Raw genomic sequence first — 19,826 nt, 5'->3', positions numbered from 1 at the left:
ACGTTCCTTTACTTTGTCGTTCTTTTAGCAAGATGACGATACTCGATAGGCGTCATTCCTTCATTTTGCCGAAACAGCTTTGAAAAATAAGTAGGGTCATCAATGCCTACATGTTCTGCAATGAGAGCTATTTTTTCATTCGTTGAAGCAAGTAGGCTTTTGGCTTTTTCAATTTTGAGGCGATTGATGTACTGGCTCGGCGTCAGTCCGTACACGGTCTGCATGCACCTTGTCATGTAATCAGGATGATAATGAAGAATCTCTGCCAGCTTCTCCATCTGTAATTTTTGCGTAAAATGACGTTCAAGATAGTGAACCACTTCTGAAGCGACAGTCTCCTTTGCACTTGGAATATGAAATGCTTCTTTTTGTAAATGGATGAGCATTTCCTCAAATTGAAGCTGCTTTTTGAGCTGAAGTTCAGACGCATCATCATTTAAAGCGCGCATCGCTAAAAGATGCTTCTGTAGCACGCTTCCCCCTTTCACTTTTCCTTTTCGGGGCAGACGAAATTCATAGCTTGCTGCTTTTTCAAAAGTGGCTTGATTTTGCTTCATGTCAAACCAGTGTTCTCTCGGCCGATCTGTAAACTCAAATGGATCAATTGAGAAATGCAGCCACTCATAAAGTGTTTCTTCTTTGCATGGCACATGTCCACCATGGGCAAGTCCCGGTGATAAGATGATATATTCTCCCTCTTTTACGTGATGAGGCACCTCGTCTTCTGTGATCCACAGTTCACCTTTCGTGACATAAAGAAGATCAAACACGGTGAAAATTCTGGAGATATGTCGTTCTCCTGGGTGGAATACACCTTTGCCTGAAGCAATATAGACTGGAAATGGCGGTACAGTAAATGTAATAAATGGACCCATATTCATCCCCTTATGAAGTCGGATTTCTCCAATAAGTTTCGGTTTCATCTCTTCTTATTATAGTCGATGCAAGGTACACTATAAATCGGATTTATACGAAAGAAGGTGATGTGATGAAACCACAAGCACTCACAATACAAAAGGTTCAAGCCAAAAGTGAAAAATCCCACCCTTCATTATTTGCATTAACTTGGCCTATTTTTATCGAAATCTCTTTATATATGCTGATGGGCAGCGCAGATACACTGATGCTCAGCCAGTATTCTGACAATAGTGTTGCCGCAGTAGGGGTTAGTAATCAGCTATTAAATCTATTGATTGTGATGTTCAGCTTCATTACGACTGGGACGACGATTGTCATTGCGCAGCTTTTAGGAGCGGGCCGCAAGCAGGAAGCGACCCAAGTTGCCTATGTATCACTAGGCACCAACTTCCTCATTAGCTTTGTGATCAGTCTTCTTATGTTTGTGTTAGCTGTGCCCATCCTGCATATGATGGGATTATCAAGCGAGCTAATGCCAGATGCAACCGTCTTTTTACAGATTGTCGGCCTGCTTTCTTTTATACAGGCGCTCATTATGACCTATAGTGCTATTTTAAAAAGCTATGGATTCACGAGAGATACGATGTATGTCACCATCGGTATGAATCTGTTAAACGTTGCTGGTAATTATTTGGTCATCTTCGGACCATTTGGCTTCCCTGTATTAGGTGTCATGGGTGTTGCTCTTTCCACATCATTTGCACGGTTGATCGGTCTAACTGCCATGATCCTCATTGTTCGACACCGCATTGGATTGCAGTTTTCATTCAAGCAAATGTTTTACATCCAGCGAACGCATTTAAAAAAACTGCTAAAAATCGGCATTCCTTCTGCTGGAGAACAGCTTTCTTATAATGGCTCTCAAATGATTATTACGCTGTTTATCACATTTATGGGCACGCAAGCACTGGCAGCAAAAGTCTATACCCAGAATTTGATGATGTTCATTATGTTATTTGGTGCCGCCATTAGCCAAGGAACGCAAATCTTAATTGGGCGCCTGATCGGGGCGAAAGAATTTGATGCGGCCTATCGAAGATGCATGAAAAGCTTATACTGGGCCATTGCCATCTCGCTTCTTTCTTCTACTGCTTTATCTTTATCATCGACGCATTTACTTACTTTTTTCACTAGCAACAGTGAGATCATTCAAATCGCGAGCCTCCTCCTCATATTGACGATTATTTTAGAGCCTGGACGTTCTTTTAATATGGTCATCATCAACTCCTTGCGGGCAGCTGGTGACGCGAAGTTTCCAGTCTATATGGCGATGATTTCAATGTGGGGCATCGGCCTTCCGATCGCTTATTTATTAGGCATTCAACTTGAGATGGGCCTGATCGGGGTTTGGATTTCTTTTATCGTGGATGAATGGGTAAGAGGTATCTTCATGTATAGGCGGTGGCGTTCAAGAGTGTGGACGGAGTACCGGTTTACTTCCACATAAAAAGGACTGCGGGTGCAGTCCTTTCAGATTGTTGTCAAAGGGCTAAAATGAACTTATTTTAGCCCTTTGTCTTCTTTTCAGCGTGATAGAAAACCTTTGCAGCCCTAGGAAGGACGAGCATCGGCGCGGAGCGAATTTAACATTCGTGAGCACCGAAGCGCAGGACTGACACCGAATGCGAGGGTTTGTCTACACGCTGAAAGGGCTAAAACGAACTTTATTTTACCCCTTTGTCTTCTTTTCATTACGTAATATCTTCTAAAATAAGTGCTTTTTCTTGTGTTGAAATATATGACCGCTCCGTAAAGACGCGGTATTCGTTTTCTCTAGTTTTATCTAGAATAGCCTTATAAAAGTGAGCAGCTGCTTTCACTGGTATCCTTGAATAAAGTGGGAATTCATGGAGATGGTCAAAAAATTCCTCATAGTACGCCTCTGCCTCAAACGCAATATATTCCCATACGTGCTGGAAGGCTTGATTGACGATCCCTTCTTGTAATTCTTGCTCTGTATACCCAAATTGATCCATGACTTGTTTTGGCAAATAAATACGATTCCTTTCCGCCTTATCCTCACCAATGTCTCGAAGTATATTGGTCAACTGCATGCCAATCCCAAGGGAAATCGCTGCTTCTTTTAGCTGTTCTTTTTTACGCGGTGCAATGATCGGAAGCAGCATTAATCCAACTGTACTTGCGACATGATAGGAATAGATGAGCAGTTCATCTAACGTTTCATATCGATGCTGCTCTAAATCCATCTCCTGTCCTCGCAGCAGGTCACGGAATGGGGCTTCATCCATACGAAACTGTTGAAATGTATACTCCAGCGCCACCCACATTGGATCATCACGATCTACTTCTCCTTGCAAGAAACGATCAAATGCCTCCTGAAAAGACGTCAGTTCTTCCTTTGGTGAAGGAGACTCATCTACAATGTCATCCGCTCTCCTACAAAAGGAATAAACAGCCCAAACAGCCTGTCTTTTCTTTTTAGGCAGCATGGAAAAGGCACGATAAAACGTTTTTGAATGGGTTTGAATGGTCTCTTCACATATTTTCAATGCTGTTTGCACATCAACCACTTAGCTTCACTTCCTTTCTGTTGTTCAGATCTTTAAGCAGTACAGAAGCCATGAGCTTTGCACTTTGCATCACGATCGGTACCCCGCCGCCGGGATGGATGGAAGCACCTACCGCATATAGATTGTCTACCTCTGCAACCTTTACTTGCGGGCGGAACACACCTGATTGAAACAAATTAGGAGCGAGGCCAAAGCTGCCGCCTTCAAACAATCCTTCTCGCATTGAATCATTCGGTGTTCTCACCTTTTGCCAGACAACCGCCTCTCGCAGCTGCGGAAAGCCTCTTTTCTCAAGACGCTCCACCATTTTATCCACAAAGTCTGTCTCTTGTTCCCAGTTGATGTGATCTCCTGATGGAACAGGAATGAGCATATATAGGACACTGCTGCCTTCTGGAGCAAGGGATGGATCGATGGTCGATGGATTAAACGTATAAAATGATGGATCTTGAGGTATCGTTTTCGTTTGGAACACCTCTCTCATATGCTGATCAAAGTGTTCTCCCATGAAAAATTGATGAACAGGTGCTTCATCGTATACTTTGTTTAACCCTAGATACACCATCACGCAGCCGGAGGATGGAACGTATTTACGCCGGTCTTGTTCACCTAAACCAAGCTGTTTTAACGCCGCTGGATAATCTCCGTTCATCACAAATGCATCAGCTGCTATGTGTTCATCATTTATTTTTGCCTTGACCACACGTTTCCCCTCAAACTCAAATTGTGCGACTTCTTCACTTTTTCTTATGTGTACACCCGTCTTTAAGAGCTGTCTCTCCAATATATCTACTAAACTCGCATATCCGCCTTTTAAATAGTAAATTCCGTGTGCGTGCTCACTATATGAAACAAGCGAATAAATGGCAGATGCTTCATACGGATTTCCTCCGACATAGAGGGTTTGAAGTGCATATGCATCTCGGAGGCGCTCATCCGAAAAATATTTTTTGAGAGAACTTTGAACGGTTCGATATGCTTTTAATTTCATTAAAATCTTCATGTTCGCTTTTGTAAAAAAGGTTCGTTTTTCATGAAATGATTTTTCTAGAAAAGCTTGCTGCCCTTCTTGAAACCGATCCGTCATTTCTTGCATAAATTTTAAATATCCCTGTTCTTCCTTTGGAAATACACGTTTGATTTCTTCTAGTTGTCGCCGTGTATCAGAGTATTTCGTGTAGGAAGTTCCATCTTGATAGTGGATCGTATACAGCGGATCGAGCTGCAAGAGATCAAGAGATGTTTCATCAATGCCTACGTCATGTAAAATGCCTCTTAACATATCAGGAAGTAGGACAATGGTCGGACCTTCATCTACTTTATATCCTTTCTCACGTACAAAAGCAAGTCTCCCGCCGAGCCGTTCATTTTTTTCAACAAGGGTGACATCATGTCCAGCTTTTTTTAAATAGAGAGCTGAGATCATTCCGCCAATACCGCCGCCAGCAATCAATATATGTTTTTTCATGAGGCGCTCCCCTTTTCTTCATGTGGCACTCTTTTGTGCGTATGTTTCTCTTTTGACAGAATCGCATTTGTCGTGATACGCGCTGATTCTAAAATGGTTGGCAATCCGCTCCCTGGGTGGGTTCCTCCACCAACGAGCCAGCAGTGTTTCAACTCATCAAATTCATTATGCGGCCTGAGTACCATCATCTGCGTCAACTGGTGACCAAGGTTAAATGTAGCTCCTTCATACACGTACAGCTCTTCTTCCCAATGCTTCGGCGTGATCATCCGCTCGACTTCGATATGCTGCCTGATATTCTTAAAGCCCGTTTTCCGCTCCAGTGTATCCAGCACAAGCTCTCTAAATTCTTCTTGATACGCTTCCCAGTCAATACCGCTTTGATTATTGGCAACGGGTGCTAACACATAAAGAGCGGACTTGCCTTTTGGCGCAAGCGAATCATCTGTCACACTTGCATTTTGAATATAAATGGACGGATCATCCGGCAGCTCAAAGGTTTTCGTAATCTCTTTGACGAACTTCGCATAGTCATCGGAAAAAACGATGGTATGATGCGGCTCATCATATATCGTATCTAAACCTAGGTACAGCATAAAGGTGGAGCATGAGAATTTTTTCTTTTTCAGTTTCTTCTCGCTATATTTCTTTAAAAGACCCGGCTCTACAAGCTTTGTCATCACGTGTGCAAAATCACCATTTACGACGACCTCATCTGCCTGTATTTCTTCACCGGTTTCTAAGCGAATGCCCTTCACTTTCCTGCCTTCAGTCAGCAACTTTTCAACTCCAGTTGATAGATGAAGGGTAGCCCCAGATTCAACAGCTGCCTTTGCCATCGCTTCTGACAGCTGATTCACTCCGCCTTTCGGATGATAAACGCCTGTGTCATGCTCCATAAAGGAAAGAATTGAGAACGCTCCTGGACATTCCCAAGGTGACATCCCTAAATATTTTGATTGGAATGTAAAGGCATATTTCACTGATTCATTTGAGAAATAATCCGACAGCACATCATATAAGCTTTTATTTAATGAGAGCTGAGGAAGTGCTTTGATGACTTTTGGACGCAAATAATGATGGAAACGATCCATTTTACTTTGTAGAATCGGCGTTAGGCGGTCCATTTTTCGTTTTGTATCATTCATAAAACGTACATACCCTTCGCCCTCACCAGGTGCAAAGGCTTCTAGTCGTTTGTACATTTCGTCTCGATCTCGAATCATATCAAGCTTCTCATCATGAAAGATTAACCTATACATTTCTTTTAATTCAATCACATCTATATAATCATAGAGATTTTTACCGGCAAAGGTGAATAGTTCCTCTGCAATATGAATCATACTGAGAAAAGTAGGACCTGTATCAAACGTGAAATCACCAAGTTGAAACTTAGAGTTACGTCCGCCAACAAAGGACTGTTTTTCATATATATGAACATCATGTCCTTTGCTTTGCAACATCATAGCTGCTGCAAGCCCCCCTGGTCCTGCTCCGATCACAATGATTTTCATTATCCTTTTTCCTCCAAATTAATTCACTTTAAGTTAATTATACAAATTAAAACTGTTAGTTCAACTTTTGATGTGCTCTAAAAGTCTCATGTTATGTATCAAAAAAGCCGACTTCCTTTCAACAAGTGCAAGAAAGCCGACCCTTTGTTATGCTTCTATATCAATTCGATATGTTTCAAACCAATGATGAATCTGTGCCAAATGGGCAATGAGCTGTGGGCCTTTCATTAACTGACCATACCAAGGGACCTGGAAAGAAGCCCCTTCCGTTTCAATCAGCTGTTTTAATTGATGTGGATCTAAAAATTCATGAAGCACAGAATCCTTTTGCGCGAGACAATCTGTTAACATCTCTTTTACCGCCTGAGTATAAGCAGGATGATGTGTTTTCGGATAAGGGCTCTTCTTGCGATAAAGCACTTCATTCGGTAAAATTCCCTCTAATGCTTTCCTCAAAACCCCTTTTTCCCGATTTCCATACATTTTCATTTCCCAAGGAATATTCCATACATACTCAACAAGACGATGATCTGCGAATGGTACACGTACCTCAAGGCTCGCCCCCATGCTCATACGATCTTTTCGATCCAGTAGCGTGGTCATAAACCAAATCATATTTAAGTAAAAAAGTTCTCTTCGGGCTTTATCTACTCCGGTTTCTCCATCTAAAAGAGGGGTTTCTGCCACGGTTTCTTCATATTTGCTTTGCGCATATTCCTTCAGTGATAATTTCTTTTGCCATGAGTCTTGAAGAAGCTGAATGCGTGCTTCCGTTGATCTCATCCAAGGGAACCCATTGGTTTCGCTTGCCATGTGAAACCATGGGTAACCTCCAAAAATTTCATCTGCACATTCACCTGATAAACCAACAACAAAATCCTTTTTAATTTCTCGACAGAACCATAGTAAGGAAGAATCAATATCTGCCATCCCCGGCAAATCTCGCACTTCAACCGCTTCTTTCAAATAAGAAGCCAGCTCTTTTTGCCCGATGATACAGCTGTGATGATTCGTTTGAAACGCTTTGGTCATTCGATCAATCCACGGCCCGTCAGCATTGGGCTGAAATTGACTTGCTTCAAAGAATTGATCATTTCCGTCGTAATCAACGGAATACGTATGCAGCGGGGCTTTCCCTATTTTCTCAAAGTGCTTGGCGGCAATGGCTGTAATGGCACTAGAATCCACTCCACCCGATAAAAATGTACATACAGGCACATCAGAGACGAGCTGTCTTGTAACGGCATCCGTAAATAGTTCCTTCACGTGCTGAGCGGTGTCATCAAGCGAGTCTGTATGCTGCTTGCTTTTGACATTCCAGTACCTCCACACACGCAAACCATCTTTTGAAAAGGTTAGGGCATGTGCCGGCCTCAGCTCTTTCACCCCTTTAAATACGCCTTGCCCTGGTGTTCTAGACGGCCCTAGGCCAAAAATTTCTGATAAGCCTTCATGATCGACTTTGGCTTTCATCTCAGGATGAGCCAGAAGTGCTTTGATTTCTGAACCAAACAAAAAGGAATGATGACGTTCTGTATAGAAAAATGGCTTGACACCGAGCCGGTCTCTCGCTGCAAATAATAATTCACGCTCACTATCCCAAATGACAAATGCAAAAATTCCATTAAAATGGGTCACACACTCTTCCTTCCATTCTGTATAGGCGTGAAGAAGAACCTCTGTATCAGAATGCCCAAGAAAGCGGTGCCCCCTTTTGAATAATTCTTTTCGTATATCCTCCGTGTTATAGAGTTCTCCATTGTATACCACCGTATAATCATGGTGTTGATGGGTATATGTCATCGGCTGCTTTCCGCCTTCAACATCGACAACGGCTAACCGTTTATGGCCGAAAAGAACGTGCTCACTTTTCCACGTATTTGTATCATCCGGCCCTCGTTTAGATAATGTATCTGTCATTTGATTGATTACATGATCCTGTTGGATGAGCTGCTTTTTAAAGTCTGCCCAGCCTGTTATTCCACACATCATCATCAGCTCCCATCCGTTTTTCATCAAGTGTTCTCATTTAGCCTTTCTTAGTTTATGCATCGTCTCCTTGATAGTTGATTTGTCCTTTTTTGCCCTGTGTATAGGACAAGCTTCATTTGGTAAGAAAAGAAAGAGGAAAGGAGGTTTTGCGAATGGAGAACCGCATGACCTATCTTCAGCAAAACCACCCAAAATGGTGTAACGGGTACTTACTGATGGAAAACGGTCATTGTCTGATTGAAGACGAAGAAGGAGACATCATGCTGCCTGAAAGCCTTCAAAGTTCTATGATCTGTTTGAAAGAAAAGGATCGATGGACAAAAGGAGAATTGCTCGGGTCTGTCGTTCTTTGTGATAATGGGAAGTTGATGGAGGTAAAAGGCGGTGAACGCATTCAATATACAGCGTCTCTTTCTAAAGGGTGGCTTGATTTGCTTATGTTCGTACCAGAAAGCGTCTTTTATCAGATCATTGACCATGTAGAACAGCTTGGCTTTTCCGTCTATAATTGTGTCTTCTCTTCCTTCCATCCTTCTCATCGCGTGTCTTTTTTTCAGTTTTCAGGAGACATGCAATCACTTGCCCTTCAATGCCACCATCATTCGGGTACAAATCAAGTTCAATTGGAATGGACGACGTCTGACGGTCACCGGCTGATGTCTCAGTTTGATCTCACATAAAAAGGGCACTGCTTTTAATAAGCAATGCCCTTTTTATCTTAAAAGATATGGAAACCGATCGGCAGACGTAAGCCTAGAAGAATGGTCACAATGGCAACCACGATAAAACCAATGAATACACCCGTCACCGATTTTCCTTTTTTCTTGCGTACAAGGACCATTTCCATGAAACCAATCACAAGAATACCAAGTATCATTTTTCCAACATACTCGCCCCCGTAACCCGGGATTTTCATTCCTGTGCGAACATACAGCTCTACGCCTGTTGCAATAATAATCAAGTAGAACAGTCGTACGATCATATGCACAATTTTAGCGCCTTTATCGTTTTTACCTGCTAATGCAAAGGCAACGAAAAATAAAATAATACCTAGCACCCACGCTGTAATATGTAAATGTGTTCCCATTTGTGATTTCCCCCTTTATCAGAACAATTACCTTCTCATCGTACCACGAAATAAGTCGAACACAAAGCGACAATCCTGTGTCAACACGCCTTTATTTGACGCGATTTGATAACGTCCCAATTGGTTCAATTGTTACTTCAACCTGATCGCCTGAGGCTAAAAATTTTGGCGGTTCAAAACCTTTGCCGACTCCAGAAGGTGTACCTGTTGCAATGATGTCTCCCGCTTCCAGCGTCATCCCTTTTGAAAGAGTTGACACAATGTCTTCAATTGGGAAGATCATTAATTCCGTACTGGCAGACTGACGAACCTCTCCGTTTACCTTTGTTTCCACATGGAGTGCTCCATGATCCTCGATCACTGACTTGTGAACGATATAAGGTCCCATTGGACAAGTTGTATCTAAGCTTTTTCCTATGAAAAATTGTTTGTGTTTTTTCTGCAAATCTCTTGCCGTTATATCATTTAAAATGGTGTAACCGAAAATGTAATCTTGGACCTCTTCTGGAGCAATATTCTTTCCTGTTTTGCCAATGACAATGGCAAGCTCCCCTTCGTAATCCAATTCACTTGTCACATCTTCATGGAGAAGAATGTCCGCTTCATGCCCTACAACAGAGGTAGGCGCCTTTGTAAAGATCATCACGTCTTTAGGAATATCTGCCGCACTTCCCATTTCCATGACGTGATCTTGATAGTTTTTCCCAACACACATGATGTTTTTCGTTGGTTTTGGAATTGGTGCATGGAGTGTCACGTCCGAAAGCGGATAGACATAAGAGCCGCGGTCTTCTTCTTTTTTCTCCGCCCAATCAAGAAGCTGTTTGACGTGTTCGACAAACTTGTCCCCCATGTTGATGCATTCAAATAAAGAGTTTGGCAATGTTTCTAGCTCAAATAGTTTTGCTTCTGCCTTTTTGACGTCCATCACCCATTCATCATCAATGACGACCCCGATAAACAATCTGTTATGTATCTCACCTGTAAAAAACTTCATGTCTTCCCCTCACAATCTTCATTTCACTACATTATGATGTCTCATTTTTATTTCTCTACGAAATAAAAAAAACCCTTTTTTATCATACTCTCTTTTAAAAAGGGTTTCAAAAATGAAGACCTGACATTTAGCGGTAGCGTCGATACTCCCACATATTCCCTTGATCCCATTTACGATCAACATTTCCTTGATGGCGGGAATGATGTTTTTTCTTTCCGCATCTTCGGCAAGAGTGACTCCGTTTGTGGTGATGAGAACGTTTAGATCGATGGCTGCGGTGTGATTTACGGCAGCTTTTCTTATGATGAGATCTGTATTTGCTGCGGCATGATTTTTTTGGTTTACTCTTTTTACTGCGGTATGACTTTTTGCTTTTATACGACTTTTTGCTACGGCATGACTTTTTGCTTTTATACGACTTTTTGCTGCGGTACGACTTTTTACTTTTGCATGGTTTCTCGCTCTTTACACTTTTCTTTGAACAGCGACTTTTTTTAGAGCGATAGCTTTTATGGCTTTTTTTGCTGCGATGTGACTTACGGCATCCTCCCCCACCAAAGAACCAGTGACGGCGATTTGAATGACGAGAACGAGATGATTTGTGTGAATGTCCCGATTCAGGTTCACGATCTAAGTGATGATCACGCCCCTCACTTCGAAGTGAATCAACTGCATGTTCAATATGCGAATGATCAAATGTGCTCACGAACAATTCCCCTCCCAATCTGTGCTGACAAAACAAACAGACAAAGCTGTTTATCTTCTCTGCTTTATGTTACGAGACTCGATAGACAAGTGTTCTTGGCGAATGCCTCTTTCTTATAAAACTCCATGAATACCTATCAGCAGGTACAGGACATTCCTTCATTTTCATATAGTGGAGGAGATATAGGAGGGTGATGAACGCATGGACACAGAACCTTTAAAACAACTGGATATCTGGATTCATCCAAAAGATCTCATGGAATTAAAAAAGGACGTATGGAACGATGAACCCGTTGAGGCCATTCTGAAAACCGGCCAAACGAAGTCACATATTTATGCCTCATACCGAGGATCACACATTCGAAAGCTCAAGAAAAAATCCTATCAAATTGAATATCGAAAACCAAAGCAAAGACAGGGCGAATCCCTTTTTCACTTAAATGCAGAGTACAATGATCCTTCTTTCATTCGCAACAGGCTGTCTTTTTATTTCTTTGAACAGATGGGTGTGTTCAGCCCGTCCGCTTCTCATGTGTTTCTGACCATTAATGGAAGAAAAGAAGGCATTTATTTAAAAATAGAATCTGTAGATGAGCTGTTCCTCCAAAAACGACAGCTGCATGGAGGCGGCATTTATTATGCTGTAGATGATGACGCCAACTTCTCTCTTTTAAGTTCATTTGATAAAAAGCCAAAAAAACATCTTCTTCTCGGTTATGAGAAAAAAACGGGAACTCCTGAACACGACAAGCAGCTGAGTGAATTTATTTACTTTTTGAACACCGCAAGGGACGACACGTTTGCAAATAAGATTGAGCAGTACCTTGATGTGACACAATATTTTCGCTGGCTCATTGGTGTCGTGTGTACCCAAAATTTTGATGGCTTTGTTCATAACTATGCGCTTTATGTGAATGATCAAGGAAGGTTTCAAGTAATGCCTTGGGATTATGATGCGACTTGGGGTCGTGATATTCACGGAGAAGAAATGGCGTTTGATTATATTCCAGTCAGCGGTTTCAATACATTAACCGCTAGATTACTAGACATCCCTGCATTTAAAAGAGACTATTATGCCCTTTTCCAGCACGTACTAGATACACATTTTTTAGAAAACCGGCTTCTCCCCATCATTGAGACATGGCATGCTTCGATTGATCAGCGAATTGGAGATGATCCATATACGAAAAACCGACAAGACATGCTGCGTTCAGAGCGAGAATTAATCCGACAGTATATCAACAAAAGACGACGTTATTTACAAACTGAGATTAAAAAAGAGACATCGCGCCTGTAAAGACACTTTCGAATTTTGTCACTTTAGTTCTCATATTGACGAAAGAGCTTTTTTTATAGAAAAATAGGGTATACTAACCATATCCTTCTATTTGATAAAAAATGTGAGAGTTGGCGTCCGTTATGATCAATTATGAAATTGAACAAAAAAGATTACATTTAATTGAGACCGCAAAAAAATTCGGAATGAATGCCGAAGAAACCATCAGGTGCAGTCAAGAGCTTGACACACTCTTAAATAAAGGCATCAAAACCACCTCTAAAGAATGCTCGAATAAAGGGTAAACCATACACTTCATTCCTCTCATCAAAGTTCTTCAAAAAGACAATCACATATTAAAAGACCCATCATAAGCTATGGTGAAACGCCCAAAAACGAAGTGCCCTATTTTTCTAAAGGATGTGCACCGCTATGCCGGCTATTGTTGGAGCCTTTAAAGTAAATGCCGTCGGAACGAGCGGAGTCGTTCATGTTGGAGACTGCATCACCATTTCTCCAAATAGTCAGGTTAAAACGTTTGCCGGCGCAGGCAGTTTTAACACTGGTGATCAATTACGCATTAGCAACTATAAAAGTGTGACAAATACGTATGATAGTGATGTCATTGATCAACCGCTTGTTGGTAACTTGTAAGGAGTGAGAATCCGTTGAACTTCTATATTAATCAAGCGATACAAATTAATTACTTACGTGTGGAGTCTGTGAGTAACTCATCCGTTCTGCAAATCGGAAGTGCTGGATCAATCAAGGCACTCTCCAATCTGTATAACACTGGAAGCTATGTAGAATCAGCACCTGCCGCAGCAGGCACACAAGGAATTCAAGAATCTCAAGGCGCAAGCACAGCACCTTTTGTACCGCTTCAGTCACCAACAACATAAGTTCATCTGCAATCCCCGGAGGTGTATGCATATGTATGACTATCAAAACAGCGCTTCACAATTGTATGGCATCATTCAAAAGCAAACACAGCAAATCATGATGCTTGAAAAAAGGCTTAACGAGCTTCAGCAGGAAATGCAAATGATCAAAGATAAACCGACAACAACGATTGAACGGATTGATTATCAATTTGATCAACTGAAAATCGAGCGGCTGGAAGGCACATTAAATATCGGCCTCAATCCATCTGATCCAAATAGTGTTCAAAATTTTGAAGTGGGCCAAACAACAACCCCGGGAATTGGAATGATGCAGCAAGAAATGGCTGATCAATCTTTCAATCAAACACGCCAGCTTGTCGATGCATTCTTAAATGAAGAAGCTCCACAGCTTCTTGAAGAACTAGAGCAGCGATACGAAGGCTCGCTTGATGAAAGCAACAAACACCATATCATTGAGGACATTCGAAAACAAATAGACAGCAGAATCAAATATTATGCGGGGCAGCTGCCACAAAGGGAAGATATGACCCCGCTTCAACGTTCCGAGCAAATTGCTGAATATGTGAAACATGATGTCAAACGGGCAATCGAGCACTTTTTAGCCCATATTCCAAATGAAACGAAAGGAGAGGAAAACGGATGAATTTCACAGTCGTCAACCGCAACATCGAAACCGGAAGCATTAAAGTAGTTGGGGTATCGTCCTCTTCCCTATTTATTATCGGGGACACGGACCATGTACAGCTGTCATCGATTTTCGATACACCGCCAGAATCATTAATTATTGGCCCGTTTGTTCCTCTAGCCCCTCGATAATGATTAAGCGCACATCTCAAGTGAAGTTCTCGAAGGTGAATTCTGTCGGGATTGCGAGTGTTGTTCAAATTGGTGATACACAGGAGCTATGTCCGAACGTGAAGGTGTTAGCTGTTCAGCGAACCATTAGTTTGTTTTATGGAAATGAAGCTAAAAACCTAGATGCAAAAGAATTTGAAGTGTATTATGAACCAATCCCATTGATGCTGCCAGAACGAGCGGTTAGAACGGCCTTTTATCATGAAAAGCCTCTCATTAAAGTTTCGTCCATTCATGTAGAAGGGGTCTCTTCCTCGTCTATCTATCAAATTGGCTCTACGTGTGGAATAAATGCCGTTGCGCGAGTGAAGCATATTCGAGAGTTATTTAGCAACAATGACGAACATCCGCCAAACTCACAATTGGACCTACCTGCGCATATGATGGTGATATGACTTCGAATAAAGGATGTCGATTATGCCAGCAATTGTCGGACCCATTTACATTAACTCGATTTCTGGGGGCGTCGTAAACGTCGGTGACTCATTTTATCTTTCGCCTAAAAGTTCTTCAAAATCTGCTTTAGGCTCTGGAGCGGGGAATACCGGAGATTTCTTGATTTTAAATAATGGCATTAGCGCCACCAACTATGTGGATCCTGACTTAAATGATCAGAATATGGTAGGCAATGCATAAAGCGGCTCCTCTACACTCATTTCATTTAGAGGAGCGCTTTTTTATGCTCATTTCTTTCTACGTTGTCTTGATTTCTTTGTTTTGACCAGCTTGCTTGCCGGCTGCTTTCGAATCCATTTGATGTACGGAACAAGCTTTTCATCTTGTCTTAGTGCATCCAGCGTATTCAAACGTGCGGCAAGCTCCTGGTTTGTATAAAGAGCATGTACTTGTTTATGGCAAGGGATACACAGGAAGGTAGTCGGTAGAAAGGCCCCGCCCTCTTCTTTTGGGGTCAAGTGATGTTCCGTAAGGACGACCTCTTGTCTTCCGCACAGCTCACATAATCCAATCGTTTGCTTTGCCAACCTGAGATCACCTCACTTTACATTAATTCCATCGAGACTGTTGTTCCTTTCCCGCTTGGATCTGCTGGGTGGACAATCAGTTTCTTTGGCAGTCTCATCTTTAATTCTTCCACATGGCTGATCACACCAACAGCCAAATTTTGAGACTGTAGCTTCTCTAATGCTGTAATCACCGTATCTAACAAGTCTTGATCGAGTGTACCAAATCCTTCATCTAAGAAGAAGAATTGCAGCGGGAACTCACCTCTCAGCTGAATTTGTGCAGACAGAGCAAGGGCAAGTGCTAAAGACGTCAGGAAAGTTTCTCCCCCAGACAAGCTGGATACCGGACGTCTGACACCTCCATTGGCATCATCCCGCATCACAAAACCGCCCTCTGAATCGACTTCAATGGCATATCTTTGTCTTGTCAAAATCCCAAGACGATGAGAAGCATCGCGGCTGACACTTTCTAACTGTTCTTCTGCTAGGAACTCAACAAACGTATTCCCTTTAAACACAGTTTGAAGCTTATCCAGCCGGTCAATTTCTTGTTGCAATTCTTCAAGACGTTCATGAATGCTTGCAAAGCGCTGATGGTTTGTTTCAATCACTCGCAGATGCTCTTGTGCAGATCCACTCAGCGCTGTCGCTTCTTCAAGCGCTTTTTCTGCCGCTTCTTTTTTTAGTTGAATGTCTGTCCACTCGTCTTCATCCAGCGACTCACCTTTTAACAGTTCAGAAATTCGCTTTAAGTTTGCTGCACATTGCTTTCTTTTATCCTCAAATTCCTCAATTTCCTGTTTGACTGTAAGACGTACAGATCGATCCATTAAAGCAGGTTCAATCTCCTGCGGCTGATCAAAAGGAGTAGGTCCTGTTTCTTTTTGCCATGCTTCCTCAGCTTCTTGTTTTCGCCGCTTAGCCTCTTGGAGCTGACGTTCACTGCTTGAGAAATGGCTTTGCGCCTCACTAAATAATTGCTGTGCATGCTTTAATTGCTCGTACGAATGCTGTTCTTTTTCATTTAGATGAGCAAGAGATTGTTGAACTTCGTCCAGTTCATCAGAAAGAGAAGCGGCTTTTAAAGGATATCGCTGTAGATCTGTTTCATATTGATCGATCAGGTGCTGCTGGCTTCCCAGTTGATGCGCCAGCTTATCGAGTTCCTTCTCTAGATCGTATATGGCTGTTTGCAGATGCTCTTTTGCCTGCTGTTTTTCCTCTAGAAAAGAAATACTCTTCTCAATACGCTCTTGATAACCTTCCGCTTGTTGATCCTTTTCGTCAATTTGTTGCTGCATTTCCTGCACTTGGTTGATTGTCAGGTGAGGAAAGGTCTGTTCAAATTGCGTCAGTTGTTCGGAAAGCTCAGACCGAAGCTCCTTGATCAGCATGTCTAGTTCTTGTATGCGCTGCTGCTCAAATGTCAGTTGATCTTTTACTTTGCTCATTTCTGCCGCTTGATCATAAGTGACGTCCATTAAACGAGCTCGTTTGCTTTCGATTGCTTGAATATCTTGTTTTACACCTTTCCATTCTTGAATCAGCTGGTACAAAGACTGCGGATTCTGTACTGCTTCTACTGCTGCAGCTACTTCCGAATCGGGGGCTTTTTGAGATAAAAAGGAGAACTGTTTAACTAATTGATTGGCATGCGTTTCAAGCAGCTGCTTTGCAGCAAACATGTCTCTAGCATATTCCTCTGCCAGCTTGAGCTCTTTATCCATTTTTACAATCCATTCATCAATTTGGGCAACCGTTTCTTCATGGTCATTGTCTATCACAGCATTTGGATCATGATGAATCGATCCACAAACAGGACATGGTTCACCGTCTACTAGCTCTGCCGCTAATTCTTTTCTTAATTCTGCCGATCTGACAACATCACGCTGTTTTAATTTTTCTTGTTTTTTGTCCTGCTCTTTATGACTCCATTCTGTAAGACCTCGTTCAAATTCACATACATAAAAATACAATTGTTCTATCGCTTGAAACGATTGATTTATTTTTTCATGATGATCTTTTTGCTGTTTTTGAAGCTTTTCATATGATTGTGTCGCCTGTGCTGAACGCTGTCTTAGCTCCTCAATCTTTTGTTCTTCTTTTTGAATGCTCACATTCATTCTTTGAACATTTTCACTGAAACGAAGTGCGTCTTGTACAAGTTTCCGCTCTTTGACAGAGACTTGTAATTGTTCCAGCTCATGCTTCAACTGTGTTTGTTTCGCAAGCGCACGCTCTAATAAAGATTGCAGGTTTTCGGCTTCCGCTTTTTTTTGAGTCAATTGCTGCGCTTTTTCATTGTTTTGCTGCTCTAGTACGGTCTTTTCCTGAAGAGCTGTTTCTTTTTTTCGTTCAATTTCTTTTAATTGAATCAGCTGCTCTTTCTTTTGAAGAAGCTCTGGCTCATTTTCCATTTTCTTTTGCCGCGTTTGCTCATACTCCTGCGTCATTTGATCATAGATCGTTCGTTGAAGAAGTAAATGTTTTTCTGCTTCCTGCTTCTCTTTTGATGCTTGAGAGAGCTGCTTTTCAGCCTTTGTTAATGCATCCGCATAAGGCTTTAATGTCTCTGCCTGCTCTGCAATGCGAAGTTGATTCTTTTTCTCTTCCATCGTTGGTGCCAGTAGATTGAGTTTGTTTTGTTCCTTCTCGTACGCTTCTTGTTCCTTTTGATACTGCCAGATGGCTTGCGCTTTTGTAAAAGCAGTGAACGCTTCGTCCCGCGTTTGTTTTTTCTCATGAAAAATAGCTTGCGCCTGCGCAGCTGCTTCTTTAGCTTTCGCTAATGCCTCTGGACCAGCTTCTCCTAATCCAGTCAGTTCAGCCAGCAGTTCGTTTTTCTGTCCATAGTGTTTTTGAGCCTTTGCGCGTAAACGTTTGACGAGCTGATCACCATATTTCTCCAAATTAAACAAACGCTGCAGCATTTGGCGTCTATCGGCTCCTTTCAATGAAAGGAATTCCGCAAACTTTCCTTGGGGTAAAACAACCGCTCTCGTAAAATCGTCAATGGTTAAACCAAGTAATTCTTCTATTTTACGATTGACCTCACTTGCTTTATCTGCAAGAACTGTCTGCGTATCACCAATTTCAATCAATCGGCATAACGTCGTTCTAACCTTCATTTCATCTGCCCGTTTAAAGGCACGTTCCACTTTATAAGAAATATGGTGTTCCCTTTGCAAAGCGAACGTAAAGGAGACAGACAGCTTTTCTTCAGCTTGGTTCAAAATACCATGCGTATTATTGAGTGCACGTTCGACCTTGCCATAGAGTGCGAGTGTCATGGCATCTAATATGGACGATTTTCCGCTTCCAGTCGGTCCAAAAATACCAAACACACCTGCATCACATAAGGAGCTAAAGTCAATGGTTTGCTCTTCTCTGAAGCTATGAAGTCCTTTAATGGTTAGCGTGATCGGCTTCAATTCGCTTCCTCCTCTTGCATGTCATTGGCAAGCTCTAAAAATAGCTTGACGGTTTTTTCATCAGGTAGACCTCCACCTGTCTGACGCTCATAAAATTTCACGAACCGCTCTTCAATCGAGAGCTTTTTCACTTGTTTTTGTTCTTCTTTTTGCTGTAACTCTTTAAACTTTGGTCTAATATGGACAAATCCACTATGCTGTTTTCTAAGCTGATGAATTTGTTCGATCGACAGCTGATCTGTTAAGTGAATCTCTAAATCAATCCAGGCTTGAAGATCCCGCTTTTCATCCAGCCAACTGTGTACTTGGCTCAGTCCTTCAGTCGCCTTCCACTTCATAAGTGGTTTACCGCTTGATAAAAACACTTCTTTCCAGCTTGCTGTTTCATTCGGTTTTGCATCCACAATGGTGACTGATTTGGCGTAGCCTGCTTCAGAAAAGCTGTATGCAAGTGGAGATCCAGAATAGCGGGCAATCGTTTTGGCACGTTTAATGGTTTGGGGGCGATGCAAATGCCCCAGTGCGACATAACAAGCCGCCTCAGGCAGACTTTCGGCCGCAACGGTATATGCGCCTCCCACTTCAATCGGCCTTTCCGAATCCGTTTGACTGCCACCTGCCACATAAATATGACTTGTTGCGATATTAACCGTATCCGCCTGAAATTGGCTGCTTAAATGTTGAAACATTTGTTGTATTTTTAAATTGTACTGATCACGAAGCAGTTTCTCTTCAAATGTTTCAGCCAGCACTTCGTTGAGCCTTGCTTCGGACGGGTAAGCGAGTGCTGCAATAGATAGACGTTCACTTGCAGAAGGAACATCGACATGAATTAAATCATTTGTCGGATATCCAATTAAATGAATCCCCTGCTCATTCGTTAAAGGAGATGCGGCTGATAAACGGTCTGGGTTATCATGGTTGCCAGAGATCACAACCACCTGACGCTTTCCTTTATCAGATAATGCAGACAGACTTTCATAAAAAAGCTGTTCTGCGCGAGCAGGAGGGTTCACTGTATCAAAGGCATCTCCAGCCATCACAACGACATCAATGTGTTCATCCTTGACGATTTGATTTAATTCATCTAAAAATTCAGCTTGCTCCTCAAGCCGGCTTCGGCCTTCAAGGGTTTTCCCTAGATGCCAATCCGCTGTATGCAGAATCCTCATGTGATTCACC

General features: G+C 42.1%; 20 protein-coding genes. 10 read left to right on the top strand and 10 right to left on the bottom strand.

Features of this window, described 5'->3' with window-relative positions; genetic code table 11:
* Positions 1 to 8 precede the first annotated feature (8 nt).
* Positions 9 to 875, bottom strand: a complete 867-nt coding sequence (locus ABG082_RS05285; protein ID WP_348936632.1) for an AraC family transcriptional regulator — start codon at positions 873 to 875, stop codon at positions 9 to 11.
* Between the two features lie 113 nt (positions 876 to 988).
* Here ABG082_RS05285 and ABG082_RS05280 point away from each other — a divergent pair, with 113 nt between their 5' ends.
* The gene (locus tag ABG082_RS05280) at positions 989 to 2,365 is read left to right on the top strand and encodes an MATE family efflux transporter (protein WP_212356537.1); all 1,377 of its coding nucleotides are present in this window, start codon (positions 989 to 991) and stop codon (positions 2,363 to 2,365) included.
* A gap of 244 nt (positions 2,366 to 2,609) precedes the next feature.
* On the opposite strand, the gene ABG082_RS05275 is transcribed toward ABG082_RS05280, so the two are convergent.
* From ABG082_RS05275 to asnB, 4 genes are all read right to left on the bottom strand, one after another.
* Complete coding sequence (locus ABG082_RS05275; RefSeq protein ID WP_348936631.1) at positions 2,610 to 3,449, bottom strand: phytoene/squalene synthase family protein; 840 nt, start codon at positions 3,447 to 3,449, stop codon at positions 2,610 to 2,612.
* A complete protein-coding gene (gene crtI, locus ABG082_RS05270) occupies positions 3,442 to 4,917 on the bottom strand; it encodes a phytoene desaturase family protein (protein WP_348936630.1) in 1,476 nt (491 codons plus the stop codon). The genes ABG082_RS05275 and crtI (ABG082_RS05270) overlap by 8 nt, the downstream gene beginning before the upstream one ends.
* Positions 4,914 to 6,431 (bottom strand): phytoene desaturase family protein, encoded by a 1,518-nt coding sequence (gene crtI, locus ABG082_RS05265; RefSeq protein WP_348936629.1) that lies wholly within the window; start codon positions 6,429 to 6,431, stop codon positions 4,914 to 4,916. The genes crtI (ABG082_RS05270) and crtI (ABG082_RS05265) overlap by 4 nt, the downstream gene beginning before the upstream one ends.
* Before the next feature lie 147 nt (positions 6,432 to 6,578).
* A complete protein-coding gene (asnB, locus tag ABG082_RS05260; protein WP_024720029.1) occupies positions 6,579 to 8,420 on the bottom strand; it encodes an asparagine synthase (glutamine-hydrolyzing) in 1,842 nt (613 codons plus the stop codon).
* 155 nt (positions 8,421 to 8,575) lie between these two features.
* On the opposite strand from asnB, the gene ABG082_RS05255 reads away from it, so the two are divergent.
* Positions 8,576 to 9,103, top strand: a complete 528-nt coding sequence (locus tag ABG082_RS05255; RefSeq protein ID WP_348936628.1) for a DUF2777 family protein — start codon at positions 8,576 to 8,578, stop codon at positions 9,101 to 9,103.
* Positions 9,104 to 9,141: 38 nt separating this feature from the next.
* On the opposite strand, the gene ABG082_RS05250 is transcribed toward ABG082_RS05255, so the two are convergent.
* Entirely contained in the window at positions 9,142 to 9,510 is a 369-nt protein-coding gene (locus ABG082_RS05250) for a YisL family protein (RefSeq protein ID WP_007499115.1), read from the bottom strand.
* Positions 9,511 to 9,601: 91 nt separating this feature from the next.
* On the bottom strand, positions 9,602 to 10,507 hold the full coding sequence (locus ABG082_RS05245) for a fumarylacetoacetate hydrolase family protein (RefSeq protein ID WP_048001710.1): 906 nt from the start codon (positions 10,505 to 10,507) through the stop codon (positions 9,602 to 9,604).
* Positions 10,508 to 11,414: 907 nt separating this feature from the next.
* Here ABG082_RS05245 and ABG082_RS05240 point away from each other — a divergent pair.
* From ABG082_RS05240 to ABG082_RS05205, 8 genes are all read left to right on the top strand, one after another.
* Complete coding sequence (locus ABG082_RS05240) at positions 11,415 to 12,509, top strand: CotH kinase family protein (RefSeq protein WP_098680887.1); 1,095 nt, start codon at positions 11,415 to 11,417, stop codon at positions 12,507 to 12,509.
* A 122-nt stretch (positions 12,510 to 12,631) separates the two neighbouring features.
* Positions 12,632 to 12,793, top strand: a complete 162-nt coding sequence (locus ABG082_RS05235; protein WP_008348605.1) for an aspartyl-phosphate phosphatase Spo0E family protein — start codon at positions 12,632 to 12,634, stop codon at positions 12,791 to 12,793.
* Positions 12,794 to 12,920: 127 nt separating this feature from the next.
* A complete protein-coding gene (locus ABG082_RS05230) occupies positions 12,921 to 13,142 on the top strand; it encodes a spore germination protein (RefSeq protein ID WP_003211745.1) in 222 nt (73 codons plus the stop codon).
* Positions 13,143 to 13,156: 14 nt separating this feature from the next.
* Positions 13,157 to 13,390: a spore germination protein GerPB gene (locus ABG082_RS05225; RefSeq protein WP_017366980.1), complete on the top strand. Its 234-nt coding sequence runs from the start codon at positions 13,157 to 13,159 to the stop codon at positions 13,388 to 13,390.
* 31 nt (positions 13,391 to 13,421) lie between these two features.
* Positions 13,422 to 14,036, top strand: coding sequence for a spore germination protein GerPC (locus ABG082_RS05220; RefSeq protein ID WP_202734576.1), 615 nt, complete (start codon positions 13,422 to 13,424; stop codon positions 14,034 to 14,036).
* Entirely contained in the window at positions 14,033 to 14,209 is a 177-nt protein-coding gene (locus tag ABG082_RS05215; protein ID WP_003210893.1) for a germination protein GerPD, read from the top strand. Before ABG082_RS05220 ends, ABG082_RS05215 begins: the two co-directional genes overlap by 4 nt.
* Positions 14,209 to 14,643 (top strand): spore germination protein GerPE, encoded by a 435-nt coding sequence (locus tag ABG082_RS05210; RefSeq protein WP_202734577.1) that lies wholly within the window; start codon positions 14,209 to 14,211, stop codon positions 14,641 to 14,643. Before ABG082_RS05215 ends, ABG082_RS05210 begins: the two co-directional genes overlap by 1 nt.
* 22 nt (positions 14,644 to 14,665) lie before the next feature.
* Positions 14,666 to 14,884 (top strand): spore germination protein, encoded by a 219-nt coding sequence (locus ABG082_RS05205; protein WP_003211468.1) that lies wholly within the window; start codon positions 14,666 to 14,668, stop codon positions 14,882 to 14,884.
* A 47-nt stretch (positions 14,885 to 14,931) separates the two neighbouring features.
* On the opposite strand, the gene ABG082_RS05200 is transcribed toward ABG082_RS05205, so the two are convergent.
* From ABG082_RS05200 to sbcD, 3 genes are read right to left on the bottom strand one after another with little or no spacing between them, the layout of a single operon-like run.
* Positions 14,932 to 15,231, bottom strand: a complete 300-nt coding sequence (locus ABG082_RS05200; protein WP_035700204.1) for a hypothetical protein — start codon at positions 15,229 to 15,231, stop codon at positions 14,932 to 14,934.
* A gap of 17 nt (positions 15,232 to 15,248) precedes the next feature.
* On the bottom strand, positions 15,249 to 18,644 hold the full coding sequence (sbcC, locus tag ABG082_RS05195) for an exonuclease subunit SbcC (protein ID WP_348936627.1): 3,396 nt from the start codon (positions 18,642 to 18,644) through the stop codon (positions 15,249 to 15,251).
* Complete coding sequence (gene sbcD, locus ABG082_RS05190; protein ID WP_249670291.1) at positions 18,641 to 19,816, bottom strand: exonuclease subunit SbcD; 1,176 nt, start codon at positions 19,814 to 19,816, stop codon at positions 18,641 to 18,643. The genes sbcC and sbcD overlap by 4 nt, the downstream gene beginning before the upstream one ends.
* Between the last annotated feature and the right edge of the window lie 10 nt (positions 19,817 to 19,826).

Origin of the sequence: Bacillus sp. BS1807G30 (genome assembly GCF_040047675.1) — a bacterium.
In the GTDB taxonomy this organism is placed as follows: domain Bacteria; phylum Bacillota; class Bacilli; order Bacillales; family Bacillaceae; genus Bacillus; species Bacillus altitudinis.
This window is presented reverse-complemented; position numbering and strand designations above follow the sequence as displayed.